General features: G+C 35.1%; 11 protein-coding genes, 2 tRNA genes, 2 rRNA genes and 1 other RNA gene. All 16 read right to left on the minus strand.

Going from position 1 to position 14,232, the window contains the following annotated elements:
- Window positions 1-433: ribosomal RNA gene (locus HSACCH_RS10150) — 23S ribosomal RNA — on the minus strand; the annotation flags it as partial.
- A gap of 66 nt (window positions 434-499) precedes the next feature.
- Window positions 500-575 (minus strand) — tRNA-Ala (locus HSACCH_RS10155).
- A 45-nt stretch (window positions 576-620) separates the two neighbouring features.
- Window positions 621-697: transfer RNA gene (locus HSACCH_RS10160), tRNA-Ile, on the minus strand.
- A gap of 151 nt (window positions 698-848) precedes the next feature.
- Window positions 849-2,399 (minus strand): 16S ribosomal RNA (locus tag HSACCH_RS10165).
- A 436-nt stretch (window positions 2,400-2,835) separates the two neighbouring features.
- Window positions 2,836-3,918: a tRNA 2-thiouridine(34) synthase MnmA gene (gene mnmA, locus HSACCH_RS10170; RefSeq protein WP_005489652.1), complete on the minus strand. Its 1,083-nt coding sequence runs from the start codon at window positions 3,916-3,918 to the stop codon at window positions 2,836-2,838.
- 27 nt (window positions 3,919-3,945) lie between these two features.
- Entirely contained in the window at window positions 3,946-5,100 is a 1,155-nt protein-coding gene (locus HSACCH_RS10175; RefSeq protein WP_005489653.1) for a cysteine desulfurase family protein, read from the minus strand.
- Window positions 5,101-5,559, minus strand: a complete 459-nt coding sequence (locus tag HSACCH_RS10180; RefSeq protein WP_005489654.1) for an RrF2 family transcriptional regulator — start codon at window positions 5,557-5,559, stop codon at window positions 5,101-5,103.
- A 99-nt stretch (window positions 5,560-5,658) separates the two neighbouring features.
- Complete coding sequence (locus HSACCH_RS10185) at window positions 5,659-6,294, minus strand: IMPACT family protein (RefSeq protein ID WP_005489655.1); 636 nt, start codon at window positions 6,292-6,294, stop codon at window positions 5,659-5,661.
- Window positions 6,294-7,634: a replication-associated recombination protein A gene (locus HSACCH_RS10190; RefSeq protein WP_005489656.1), complete on the minus strand. Its 1,341-nt coding sequence runs from the start codon at window positions 7,632-7,634 to the stop codon at window positions 6,294-6,296. The genes HSACCH_RS10185 and HSACCH_RS10190 overlap by 1 nt, the downstream gene beginning before the upstream one ends.
- 13 nt (window positions 7,635-7,647) lie before the next feature.
- Window positions 7,648-8,223, minus strand: a complete 576-nt coding sequence (locus HSACCH_RS10195; protein ID WP_005489664.1) for a 5-formyltetrahydrofolate cyclo-ligase — start codon at window positions 8,221-8,223, stop codon at window positions 7,648-7,650.
- Window positions 8,224-8,347: 124 nt separating this feature from the next.
- Window positions 8,348-8,521: non-coding RNA, 6S RNA (gene ssrS / locus HSACCH_RS13795), on the minus strand.
- A 67-nt stretch (window positions 8,522-8,588) separates the two neighbouring features.
- Window positions 8,589-10,364 (minus strand): aspartate--tRNA ligase, encoded by a 1,776-nt coding sequence (aspS, locus tag HSACCH_RS10200; RefSeq protein WP_005489666.1) that lies wholly within the window; start codon window positions 10,362-10,364, stop codon window positions 8,589-8,591.
- Window position 10,365: 1 nt separating this feature from the next.
- Window positions 10,366-11,640, minus strand: a complete 1,275-nt coding sequence (gene hisS / locus HSACCH_RS10205) for a histidine--tRNA ligase (protein ID WP_005489667.1) — start codon at window positions 11,638-11,640, stop codon at window positions 10,366-10,368.
- 112 nt (window positions 11,641-11,752) lie between these two features.
- Complete coding sequence (locus tag HSACCH_RS10210; protein ID WP_040477448.1) at window positions 11,753-13,021, minus strand: SurA N-terminal domain-containing protein; 1,269 nt, start codon at window positions 13,019-13,021, stop codon at window positions 11,753-11,755.
- 104 nt (window positions 13,022-13,125) lie between these two features.
- Window positions 13,126-13,752, minus strand: a complete 627-nt coding sequence (locus HSACCH_RS10215; RefSeq protein WP_005489671.1) for an MBL fold metallo-hydrolase — start codon at window positions 13,750-13,752, stop codon at window positions 13,126-13,128.
- 21 nt (window positions 13,753-13,773) lie between these two features.
- Window positions 13,774-14,223: a D-aminoacyl-tRNA deacylase gene (gene dtd / locus HSACCH_RS10220; protein ID WP_005489672.1), complete on the minus strand. Its 450-nt coding sequence runs from the start codon at window positions 14,221-14,223 to the stop codon at window positions 13,774-13,776.
- Window positions 14,224-14,232 lie beyond the last annotated feature (9 nt).

Genomic DNA, 14,232 nt, shown 5'->3' on the forward strand with positions numbered 1-14,232 from the left:
CTTTTACCTTACGTCTACAGGACTATTACCTCCTACGGTTGAACTTCCCAGTTCATTCGACTCGGTAAAAAATTTAAGTCAGCCAAAAGACTGTAGCTTTTAGTACAGTCTATCCTACACCCACTTAAAGCAACGTCTACAGACTTACACTTTAAGTGTTTGGACTCTTCCCCTTTCGCTCGCCGCTACTAAGGGAATCTCATTTTGATTTCTTTTCCTCAGGGTACTAAGATGTTTCAGTTCTCCTGCTTGTTCTTACATGGCTACTTATTTCACCACATAATACCAGTGCTCCACACTGGTGGGTTGCCCCATTCGGATATCCGCGGATCTACGCTTATTTAGCAGCTCCCCACGGCTTTTCGCAGCCGGTCGCGTCCTTCTTCAACTCTGAATGCCAAGGCATCCACCATAAGCTCTTTCTAGCTTAATCAATTTATTTCCTATATGCATTTTTCAATGTACAGTTTTATATACTTAGTAATAATTAAAGAGTTTTTGGTGGAGGTAAGCGGATTCGAACCGCTGACCTCCTGCTTGCAAGGCAGGCGCTCTCCCAGCTGAGCTATACCCCCATATATACCAGTTGCTATTCATGCGTATGTTAAAAGAATAGAAAATGGTGGGCCTAAGTAGATTTGAACTACTGACCTCACGCTTATCAGGCGTGCGCTCTGACCAACTGAGCTATAGGCCCATTCTCTTTTTAAATAAATATAAATCCCATCGTTATCAGGATTTATTTTATTTTCATATTATTTTATTAAGTATTATAGAAGATTTCCTTCGGCTTTAACAGCCGAACTAAACCTTCAAAATTAAACAGCAAGCTCACGTTCTCTCCTTAGAAAGGAGGTGATCCAGCCGCACCTTCCGGTACGGCTACCTTGTTACGACTTCACCCCTCTTACCGGACACACCTTTGGCATCCGCAGATGACTTCTGGTGCATCCAACTCGATTGGTGTGACGGGCGGTGTGTACAAGGCCCGGGAACGTATTCACCGCAGTATGCTGACCTGCGATTACTAGCGATTCCAACTTCATACAGGCGAGTTGCAGCCTGCAATCCGAACTGGGACTGATTTTCAAGGATTTGCTCCACCTCGCGGCTTTGCTCCCCTCTGTATCAGCCATTGTAGCACGTGTGTAGCCCGAGATATAAAGGGCATGAGGACTTGACGTCATCCCCACCTTCCTCCGACTTTCACCGGCAGTCTTCTTAGAGTCCCCGACATTACTCGCTGGCAACTAAGAACAGGGGTTGCGCTCGTTGCGGGACTTAACCCAACATCTCACGACACGAGCTGACGACAGCCATGCACCACCTGTCTCCGTGTAGCACAAAGTGCTAAACTCTACTCTCATAGATGGTCACGGGATGTCAATTCTCGGTAAGGTTCTTCGCGTTGCTTCGAATTAAACCACATGCTCCACCGCTTGTGCGGGCCCCCGTCAATTCCTTTGAGTTTCAATCTTGCGATCGTAATCCCCAGGCGGGATACTTAATGCGTTAACTCCGGCACTGAAGGATTCGAACCTCCAACACCTAGTATCCATCGTTTACGGCTGGGACTACCGGGGTATCTAATCCCGTTCGCTCCCCCAGCTTTCGTACCTCAGCGTCAGTGTTAACCCAGAGAGTCGCCTTCGCCACTGGTGTTCTTCCTAATATCTACGTATTTCACCACTACACTAGGAATTCCACTCTCCTCTGTTACACTCAAGATAATCAGTTTCAAACGCAGTCTGTCGGTTAAGCCGACACCTTTCACGCTTGACTTGATTATCCGCCTGCGTACCCTTTACGCCCAATAATTCCGGACAACGCTTGCACTCTACGTATTACCGCGGCTGCTGGCACGTAGTTAGCCAGTGCTTCCTCCAAAGGTACCGTCAGGTGGGTAGCATTTACTATACCCACGGTTCTTCCCTAAGGACAGAGCTTTACAATCCTAAGACCTTCTTCACTCACGCGGCGTTGCTCCATCAGGCTTTCGCCCATTGTGGAAGATTCCCCACTGCTGCCTCCCGTAGGAGTCTGGACCGTGTCTCAGTTCCAGTGTGACTGATCGTCCTCTCAGACCAGCTATAGATTGTTGCCCTGGTGAGCCGTTACCTCACCAGCTAGCTAATCTACCGCGAACTCCTCCTCAAACGATGGCAGAGCCACCTTTTCTGATTGTGTGATGCCACACTCTCAGCTTACCTCGGATTAGCCCGACTTTCGCCAGGTTATCCCAGACTTGAGGACAGATTATTCACGTGTTACTCACCCGTCCGCCACTATCTAGATCTCGTCGTCAACCCGAAGGTTTCAGTCGAGGTAGACCGTTCGACTTGCATGTGTTAAGCACGCCGCCAGCGTTCGTCCTGAGCCAGGATCAAACTCTCCATATAAAGAATTTGAATTTGACTCATATTATTTAATATAAGCTTTAAACTATAATTACTTTTAAGTTTTAACACTCAAAGTATATTAACGTTGGCTTGCTGTTTAATTTTCAAGGTTCAACGCACCTTCTTCCATAAACAAAATGGATGGTGCCTTACTCGGACATTGAGTCCGTCGCACCTTCTTTTGTAGAACGAAAGGATGGTGCCTTGCTCGACCATCGAGGTCGACGCCCCTTCGTCTCATTAACCATTGTGGTTAATATTATCTTCTATATTTTCTGCCGCGTTTTTTATCAGCGACATTTAATATCTTATCAACTCTGCCACACTTTGTCAAGAACTTTTTAGAAAAACTGTTTAAAAAATTAATTAATCTTTTAAAAAAAGAATCTTACTTTCTGTGCGACGCATATTATCTTATCAATACATTTCGGTTTTGTCAAGAGTTTTTGAAACTTTTTTTGATAATTCCTCCACCTAGTACTAAATCATCAAGATAAAAAACAACTGACTGTCCCGGCGTAATAGCTCTTTGAGCCTTTTCAAATTCAACTTTTAATTCATCTGGATTTAATTTCTCAATATAAGCTTTAACTGGAAAACTATTATATCTTATTTGAGCCTCAACTTCCATTCGGCCATCGATATCTTTAAAAGGAATGAAATTAAGATCTTCAGCAATTAAGCCATCACTAAATACTAACTCATCTTCACCAACTATCACAGCATTATTTTCATGATCTAAATCTGTTACATAAATTGGATAGCCCATAGAAATACCTAAACCTCTACGCTGACCAATAGTATAATGAGATAATCCTTTGTGAGTACCTACCTGATTACCTGTACTATCTAGAATAGGACCTTCTTTGGAAATTTCTGGATAATTACTATCCAAAAATCTAACATAATCATCATCAGGCACAAAACAAATTTCTTGACTTTCTGCTTTATTATGAATTTCAAAACCTAAATCTTTAGCTTTGGCTCTGATCTCTTCTTTGGTATATTCACTTAAAGGAAATAAAGTTTGGCTTAACTGTTCTTGATTTAAAACATAGAGCATATAACTTTGATCTTTATTATCATCTAAACCTTTTTTGAGTATATAACGTCCATTTTCATTTTCAATTTTTGCATAATGACCACTCGCTATATAGTCACATCCTATTTCTATAGCTTTTCGATGCAGAGCAGCAAATTTGATTTCTTTATTACACATTACACAAGGATTTGGAGTTCTACCCTGGCTATATTCATCGACAAAATAATCAATTACTTTATCTTGAAATTCCTCCTGCAGATTAAAAACAAAATGAGGTATCTCTAATTTTTGTGCAACTCTTTTTGCATCTCTAACTGCAGAGTAAGAACAACAGTGATCTTCGCGATCAGTTGCTTCCTCATAATCAGGAAATATATGCATAGTCCCACCTATAACTTCATATCCTTCTTCTTTTAATAAAGCAGCAGCTACAGAACTATCTACTCCACCACTCATTGCAATCATAACTTTTTTCATCTATTTACACCCTTATAAAATTTATTCTTATTTTAGTGACTTTAATCTATCAATAATATTCTTTAATTTGTTAACAACATAATCAATTTCTTCTTTAGTATTACCGAAACCAAGTGAAAATCTTATTGCCCCTTTAATATATTCTTCTTCTAAAGCAATCGCTTTTAAAACATGAGATACACTTAAAGATCCAGACGCACAGGCAGACCCTGTTGATGCGGCAATATTATTTAGACTTAAATTAAACAAGATTGATTCTGAATCTAAGTTTTTAAATGAAATATTTATATTCCCAGGTAAACGATAGTCGCCTTTAGGTCCATTAATTTTTATATCATCAAAATTAGCAAATAGTTCCGAAATAAAATAATCTCTGAGCAAAACTAATTTATTTCTCTTTTCAGCCAGTTTTTCAAGCGCAATTTCGGCTGCTTTTCCCATACCAACAGCTGCAGCTAAGTTTGCTGTACCTGCTCTTCTTTTTCTTTCTTGACTTCCACCAGACATTTGAGGAACTAATTCCACACCTTGGCTTACAAAAAGAGCTCCAATCCCTTTTGGTCCATTAAATTTATGTGCTGAAATAGAAAGTAAATCAACACCTAAATCATTTACATCTATTTTTAACTGTCCAACTGTCTGAACCGCATCTGTGTGAAATATAATATCATTTTGATGAGCTACAGCAGCTAATTCTTTAATTGGCTGAATAGTTCCTATTTCATTATTTGCATACATTATAGAAACCAAAATTGTATCTTCTCGAATATTACGCTTTAGCTCTTCTACATCAATAATGCCATCTTGGTCAACATCAAGATAAGTTATTTCAAAGCCTAAATGTTTTTCTAAATATTTACAGCTTTTTAAAACAGCATGATGTTCTATTGAAGAAGTTATAATATGTTTCCCTTCTGAAGAACGAGCTAATGCTGCTCCTTTTAGAGCAAGGTTATCCGCCTCAGTCCCACCAGCTGTAAAAACAAGTTCTTCAGCTTTTTTAGCTCCAATTAACTTAGTAACTAATTCTCGCGCATCTTCAAGAGCAGAAGCTGCCTTCTGTCCAGGCAGATGTGAACTAGCAGGATTAGCATAAATTTCATTATAAAAAGGTTGCATTACCTCAATTACTTCTTCAACTATTGGAGTAGTGGCTGCATGATCAAAATAAATATCTTTCATTTATTTAACCTCTGATTTTTCTTTTTTAACTGTTTTAATTTTTTGCTTTTCTTTAACTGCTTTATTTTTCAAATCAGCCAAAGTCATATTTTCAATAACGCCATTAATAGCATCTGCTAATTCTGCCCATAAGCCATGTATTACACACTTATCAACATAATTACAAAAATCATCTTCTATTACACAATCAACAGGAGCAATTGGACCTTCTAAAGTTGTTATTATATCAGCAACAGTTATATCTTCTGGTTCATGATTTAACATATAGCCTCCATGTGCACCACGAACACTTTTAACCAATTTAGCCTTTCTTAAAGTCGCAAATAACTGCTCTAAATACTGTTCAGAAATGTTTTGTCTTTCCGAAATTTCACGAATTGGAATAGCCTTACCAGTTTCATGTTCAGCTAAATCTACTAATGCTCTTAATCCATATCTACCTTTAGTTGATACTCTCATATTTTCACCTCATATAATCTTGACATTTATAATCAACTTTCAACTAATTTTAACATATGATAAAAACGCTGTCAATCAAGATTACTTAATTTACCTAAATTATTTAAAAACACTCTTTATTACTTTAAGATCATAATCTGCAGCCGTTTTCTCCTGCAGTATATTTTGAAGTCTATCTTTAATATCAATTGAAATAATTGCTTTAACTGCAGCTCCTTGGTTAGTGTATTCTGTATTTTTAATGTCTGCTTCAAATGCTTCTAACTGCCCTAAGACAATACCAATCTTATCAAAAGAAGTTTTAACCTTAATCTGATAAAATTCATTTAGAGTTTCTATACCTGCTTCTTCTATAGCTAATCTTGCTGTGTCACCATAAGCTCTAATTAGACCACCGATCCCTAACTTAGTTCCTCCAAAATATCTAGTCACAATTATAACTGTATTAATCAAATTTTCTCCTTTAATAGCCTCTAAAATTGGTGGTCCAGAAGAACCGGATGGTTCTCCATCATCATCAAAATATTCAATTGGTTCTTGTTCTAACTTAGAACCTTCTACTCTAAAAGCAGAAACATTATGAGTAGCATCTTGATATTTATTTTTAATCTCATAAATTTTTTTTTCAGCTTCTTCTCTATTTTTTACAGAAAAAATACTTCCATAAAATTTACTGTCTTTTACTTGATTTCTTATTTCCATATTTTTCGCAGGTCTATTTTTAGAATTGGACATTATTTATCATCCTCTGTCCTTTTATCATTTTTTAGATATTTTAAAAATTGAGCTGTCTTTTTTTCTCTTCCCATTTCTCCCGGTTCATAAAAACTAAGATCCTGCATCTCTTTTGGTAAATAACTCTGTTCTACATAATTTTTAGAATAATTGTGAGGATATTTATATTCTAATCCATGACCTAAATCTGAAGCCCCTGCATAATGACTATCTTTAAGGTGTGGCGGGACATCTCCAGCTCGGTTATTTTCTACATAGTCTACAGCTTTATTTATTGCTTGAACAACAGAATTACTCTTAGGAGCAGAAGCAATATAGATAACTGCTTCAGCCAAAGGTATTTTAGCTTCTGGAAAACCAATTTGTTCAACAGCTCTCGCTGCTGACTCAGCAATTATTAAAGCAGTTGGATCTGCCATTCCCACATCTTCTGCTGCATGAATAACAACTCTGCGGGCAATAAACTTTGGATCTTCACCACTAACAATCATCCTGGCTAACCAGTAAATAGCTGCATCAGGATCTGAGCCACGCATGCTTTTGATAAAAGCTGAAATTATATCATAATGATTATCTCCTGAACGATCATAATTTAAGATTTTTTTCTGCATTGAGTCCTCAATTATTTCTTTGTTTATTTTTATAATTCCATCTGCATCAGCGGGAGTTGTTAAAACAGCCAATTCTAATGTATTTAAAGCGACTCTTGCATCTCCATCAGCTAAATCTGAAATAAATTCCAAATCTTTATCTGAAATTTCTACATTTAACTTTCCTAAACCTCTTTTTTCATTTTCTAAAGATTTTTTTAAAATAGAAAAAACATGTTCGTTATTCAATTTTTCTAAACGAAAAATTCTTGATCGTGACAAAAGAGGTGAATTTACTTCAAAATATGGATTCTCAGTAGTAGCTCCAACCATTACTAAAGTTCCATTTTCGACAGACGGCAGTAATGCATCCTGTTGAGATTTATTAAAGCGATGAATTTCATCAATAAAAAGAATGGTTTTTTTATTATATAGATTTCTATTAGATTTTGCTTTTTTAATAACCTCTCGAATATCTTTAACTCCAGATGTTACTGCATTTAGTTTAACAAACTCTGCCTCAGTTTGATTAGCAATTACCTGTGCCAAACTTGTCTTACCAGTACCTGGAGGTCCATAAAAAATTAGAGATTGTAATCGATCTGCTTTTATAGCTCTATTTAAAAGTTTATTTTCTCCTACAATTTCTTCCTGTCCATAGAATTCATCTAATGTTTTAGGGCGCATTCTGTAAGCTAAAGGACGATCTCTATTATCTTTTTTGTCATTAGTATTTTCAAAAAGATTCACAATTCCACCTCAATTATTTTATATTAATAATCCTTTTTTCGGTGATGATTAAATCTACTGGAACGTCATGGTCTTCAACTGGTATAGAATCTACAATAAAACAATCATAGCAAAAACCAACTTTTAAAGCTCCATTAGCATGTTTAGCTAAAAAACTATCATAATAACCGCCACCATAACCAATTCTATAACCTTGGACAGTAAAACAAGCTCCCGGGACAATTATGATATCAAAATCAACTGGAACTTCTTCATCTCGGATCTTTACAACTGGTTCTTGAACACCAAATACTCCATCTTTGAGATCTTTATCTAGATTGTTTATCTGAGCTGTTCCAAGATCAACAATATCTTGACGAGTATAAGGCAAATATACCAAATATCCTTTTTCCAATAATTCTTCTAATAATTCAAAAGTCTCTATTTCTTTGCGCATAGAAGCATAGGCCATAACTTTTTTTGCATTTTCTAATTGGGGGAGATCAAAAAACTTATTTTTTATTTTTTTACTCCAACTGCTAACTTTAGTGTTTGAAATTTGAGCCCTTTGGCTTAAACATTTTTCTCTTATTTTCTCCTTTTCATTCACAAATTTCACCTCAATTTAAGATCAAATTATAAATCTATAATAAAAAAATATTCCTGCAAAATAAAATTTTTAATTTACTAGCTAGATAAACTTAAAAAAGCTAACCCTAAAAAGGTTAGCTAAAAGCTCATCCGCCGTGCCGGTTGATTTGGAATTTTGATCCCTGTCTGCCAAGTGGGTGCCCTCCTACCTGGTTTATAGGTCCATCTAAGGCTTCTACGCCGCAGGTAGAGTTTAGGCTCCCTATGTCTAAGTGTTGGTCAAAATGTTTAATCATTATCGAACACGGCAGATGATATTTACTTTTCTATAAATAATATACCACATTTTGTCTCAAGCTGCAAGCAAAAAAGCCTGCAATTTCACTAGGAACGAATGGAAATTCCTAATTCTTGAAGCTGTTTTTTATCAACTTTAGAAGGGGCTTTAGTTAATGGAGAGGTGGCCTTTTGTGTTTTAGGAAAGGCAATCACATCTCTAATTGAATCTGTTCTACCAACTATCATCATTAGTCGATCAAGCCCAAAAGCAATTCCACCATGTGGTGGTGTACCATAATCAAAAGCTTCTAATAAATAACCGAATTTTTCCTGCTGCTGTTCTTTAGTTATGGATAAAGCTGAAAAAACTTTCTCCTGCAGCTCATGATTATTAATTCTAATACTTCCCCCACCTAATTCTTCACCATTTAATACTAAATCATATGCTTTTGATCTTACTGAAGCAGGATCACTTTCTAATTTTTCAATATCAGCTTCTTTAGGCGCTGTAAATGGATGGTGAATTGCTGCCATTCTATCTTCATCTTCATCGTATTCAAATAATGGAAAATCTACAATCCAGACAAATTCATAAATCTCTTCTGGAATCAAATCATTTTCCTTAGCTATTTTTAAACGTAAATTACCTAAAGCAGCAGCTACAACTGAAGCTTTATCAGCAACAATTAATAATAAGTCTCCTTCTTCAGCTTCCATTTTAGATTTAATAGCTTCAATTTCTTCCTCAGCTAAGAACTTAGCAATTGGAGATTTCAAACCATCTTCTCTTAAGGCCATCCAGGCTAAACCTTTGGCCTTAAACATTTTTACATAATCTTCAAAAGAATCAATTGTACTTCGAGGAGAATCCGCGCCTCCCTTAAAATTAATTCCCTTAACCTGACCACCATTAGCTACAGTTCCGCTAAATATATTAAATTCACTATCTTTTACAGCTTCAGATAAATCTTTAAGTTCCATTCCAAAACGTAAATCTGGCTTATCAGAACCAAAACGATCGATTGCTTCCTGATAAGACATTCTTTTGATTTTAGCTGGAACTTCAATATCTCCTATAGCAAATAGATCTTTCATTAGACCTTCGGTAATTTCTAAAACATCTTCCTGGTTTACAAAAGACATTTCCATATCAATTTGAGTAAATTCAGGTTGACGATTTGCTCTTAAATCTTCATCTCTAAAACAACGCGCTATTTGAAAATATTTTTCCATTCCAGAAACCATTAATAACTGTTTGAAAATTTGAGGAGATTGAGGCAGAGCAAAAAACTGACCCGGATTAACTCTACTTGGTACTAGATAATCTCTTGCGCCTTCAGGTGAGCTTTTAGTTAATATTGGAGTTTCAATTTCCCAAAAACCTTCTTCATCAAGATAATCCCGACATGCTTTAGTTATCTTATGCCTTAGCCCAATCATTTTTGTCATTTTAGGTCTTCTTAAATCTAAATACCTGTATTTTAATCTAATATCTTCTCCAGTATCTATATCATCTTCAATTTGAATTGGAGGAGTTTTAGCAGCATCTAGGATTCTTAACTCTTCCGCTTTAATTTCAATTTCACCAGTTGAAAGTTCTGGATTAATATTACCATCAGGGCGAGATTCAACCTCACCTGTAATAGCAACAACATATTCAGAACGAAGAGTATCAGCTTTTTTGAATAACTCTTCTCCTAAATCGGGATTAAACACCACCTGTACAATCCCAGTTCTATCTCTAATATCGGTGAAAATCACTCCACCGTGATCTCTTCTTTTTTGTACCCAACCCATGATTGTTACTTTATCTTCATTGTCTTTCTTTGTTACTTCTCCACAAAGGTGGGTTCTCTTTAAATCTTTAATTGTTTCACCCATCTTATACTGCCTCCTTATCTACTAGCTTCTTCATTTCTTCTAATAAATTGCTTAATTGAATTTCTTTTTCGTCTCCACTTTTCATATTTCTAATTGTAGCAGAGTTATTATTTAATTCATCTTCTCCAATAATTATAGTATATTCAGCATTCATCCGATCTGCTGATTTCATTTGAGAACCGACCCCTCGGTCTAAGTAATCCATTTCAGTTCTGAAACCTTCATTTCTTAATTTATCAAGCAGCTTAAATGATTCTATTTTAGCTTTCTCACCAATTACTGTTATGTAAAGATCAACACCTGATTCTACTGGTAATTCAATCCCTTTAGCTTCAAGCGAAAGCAATAAGCGTTCAATACCAAGCGCAAAACCAATACCCGGTAGATCTCTATTTCCAATTTCTTCAGCCAGACCATTATAACGTCCACCACCAAAAACAGTATCTTGAGCTCCCAAAGCATTATCTTTAATTTCGAAAGCAGTGTTTGTATAATAATCTAATCCTCTTACTAAGAGTGGATTAATTATATATTCAAGATCTAAGACATCTAAATAATTTTGAACATCTTCAAAATGCTCTGCACAGTTATCACAAAGATTATTTGTAATTTTAGGAGCATCATTAATAACTGTTTTACAGCTCTTGTTTTTACAATCTAGAACTCTTAATGGATTTCTTTCAATTCTACTTTTACAATTGTCACATAACTGATCTTTATTTTCAATTAGATATTTTTTTAGTTTCTCAACATAGTCTGGTCTACAATCTTTACAACCAACACTATTTAAATGTACTTCTAAATTATCCAAACCAAAATTCTGGAGCAAACGGATTCCAAGCGAAATAATCTCAGCATCTAGTGCTGGATCATTAGAAGCTATTGCCTCAACTCCTAGCTGATGGAACTGTCTGAATCTACCAGATTGTGGTCTTTCATATCTAAACATTGGCCCAATATAATAATATTTTGTTGGTTGAGCCTGTCCATAAATTTTATTTTCCAAAAATGATCTAATTACTGAAGCAGTTCCTTCAGGTCTTAAGGTAATACTTCTATTGCCTTTATCTTCAAATGTATACATTTCTTTTTCAACAATATCAGTTACTTCTCCAATACCACGCTGAAAAAGCTCTGTGTATTCAAAGATAGGAGTCCTAATTTCTTGATAATTGTAGTTCGAAAATAATTCATGTGTTTTCTTTTCTATATACTGCCACTTCAAAGTTTCTGGCGGTAGTATATCATTTGTACCTCTTGGAGCATTAAACTTCATTTTTAATTCACCTACTATTATATTCATTTATTTTTAGAAAATCTATCAGCTCAACTCCAATTAAAGAGTGAACTGATAGATGCAATAAGCTTATAAATAAGCTTATAATAATTTAATTATTATTTTCTGTTTCTAAAGGAGCTTCAACTTCAATATCCTCTTCTAATTCCTCAGCTTCCTCCTGAATTTCCTCAGGACTATCTTCCTCGATTTCTACATTTTCTTGATTTTGCTGCATGTTTTGACTTAGGCTCTGAACTTTTTCTATAGCTGACTGAGCTTTTTCTTCAGCTCCCAGTTGACTATAGAGCATAAAGAGTCGGTAATATGTCATGAAATCATCTTCAGCCCCTGCAGCTACTTCGTCTAATAGTGTTATAGCTTGTTCATTCTTTTCCTGTTCAGATAAAAACTCAGCAAAATTGAATTTTAAATCATTATTCTCAGGGAAAGATTCTATAGCTGTATTATATGTTTCTTCAGCCTTATCATAATTATTTTGTCCTTCATATGCTTGAGCTAAATAGCTAAAGAAAATAGCATCTGTTTCTTCCTGCTCAACAAAAGTTGAAAACTCATCTACAGCTTGATCATAATTTTCATTCTCTAAAGCATGATAAGCACTTAAAACTTGATCATTAATTGTTATATCTGCAGATTCTTTTAATTCTGTTAACCAGTTATTAACTGCCTGGTTATTTTTTTGATTTCTAATTTCAGTTTCCAGATCTTCTCTTACCTCTTCTAATTCAGGTCTTTCATCTTCAGCTGTCTCTGTTTCATCAATCGAATCAGCTTCAGCTGTTTCTGATTCTGGATAACGCTGTTCATAAAGAGCTTGTATTTCTTGATCTGTAACTTCTATTTCTGAAATTCCTTGATCAATAGTTTGAGTTATAGTTTTACTATCTGTCAAACTTGATTTAATATCTTCTCTTAACTGACCAATTGTATAACCCTGCTCAGCCAAGGCGTCTGCTAATTCCTGATCAGACATTTCATTTTGTTCTAAAATATTATTATATCTTTCATCTACTTCGGCCTCTGAAACTTCTACATCAACGCCAAGTTCTTCTGCTTGACTCATAATAAGTTTTCTCTCTATTAGTGCATTCAAAACATTATATCTAAATGGTATAATTTGAGAGCTGCTTAAATTAGATTGTGGTGCCTGCTGCTGCAAAAGCGAAAAGTATTCCTGTTGTGATATTTCCATTCCATTAACTTCAGCAATTACAGACTGTCTTTGATTGGGAGCCTGACCGCCTCCACCTTGATTATTTAAATAAGCACCATAACCCATAAACCCACCAGAAATCACAAAAGCTACTACTACTATATAAACAATAATTCTACTATTATCGCGTAAAGTATCAAACAAACCTTACACACTCCTCTCCTATTTCACAAATTTTATAAATCATATCAATTAAAGCTAAAATAATCCGATTTAATTTTAACCTATTCAAATTTAGATGTCAAACCTCATTTTAGTGCAGGCCAGACTCTATTTTTAAAAGAACTAATTATATTATCTGCTCCATGACCGGGATAAAAGGTAGTATTGTCAGGAAGCGAAAATATTTTTTCCTCTATAGAATTAGTAAGTTTCTCAAAATCACTGTCACTAAAATCAGTTCTTCCAACTCCAGAAGCAAAAATACAATCACCTGGAAAAAGAATTTTTTCTGATTCTAAATAAATGGAAATTCCATCTTCACTGTGTCCAGGAGTATAAATTATCCGAAGCTTTAAACCTTCAAAATCAATTATATCCCCATCATTTAAAGCAATATCAACAGAGGGTGAAGTTATTTTCTGACGTTTTAAAACTTGAGATAAATTTAATTTAGGATCCTTAAATTTTAAATCTGCTTTTGGATGAGCCATTATTTTAGCATCAGTTTTATTTTTTAAAAATTCATTTGCAGCAATATGATCAAAATGGCCGTGTGTATTAATAATATATTTAAGCTCTAAATTATTTTCTTGAAGATATTTATACAGTTTTTTTCCTTCAGCTCCAGGGTCAATAACAATTGCTTTCCCATTATTAGAAACTATATAGCTTTTAGACATTATTTCTCCAACAGTAAATTTTTTTAATTTCATATTTTCACCTATTCTAAATAATTAAAATTTCTTTTTGCTGTCTACTAAAATTGTAACTGGTCCATCATTAACTAGTTTAACATCCATCATAGCCTGAAATGTACCTGTCTCAATTTTCAATTCTGATTCCTTAGCCCTTTTTACAAAATAATTATATAATTTTTCTGCTTCAGCTGGCGGGGCTGCCTCAAAAAAACTTGGTCTTCTGCCCTGCCTACAGTCACCAAATAGTGTGAATTGGGAAACAAGCAACAATTCTTTATTTAAATCTAATGCAGATAAATTTAATTTTTCTTCTTCATCTTCGAAAATCCTTAGATTGATTATCTTTTCTAATAAATAATCTACATCTTTTTGATTATCTTCTTTACCAATTCCTAAAAACACTAATAAACCGGAGCCAATTTCTCCGGTTATTTCAGTATCAACTTCAACTTTAGCATTTTTTACACGTTGAACTACAGCTCTCATTAATATTCA

Source organism: Halanaerobium saccharolyticum subsp. saccharolyticum DSM 6643, from assembly GCF_000350165.1.
Lineage (GTDB): Bacteria > Bacillota > Halanaerobiia > Halanaerobiales > Halanaerobiaceae > Halanaerobium > Halanaerobium saccharolyticum.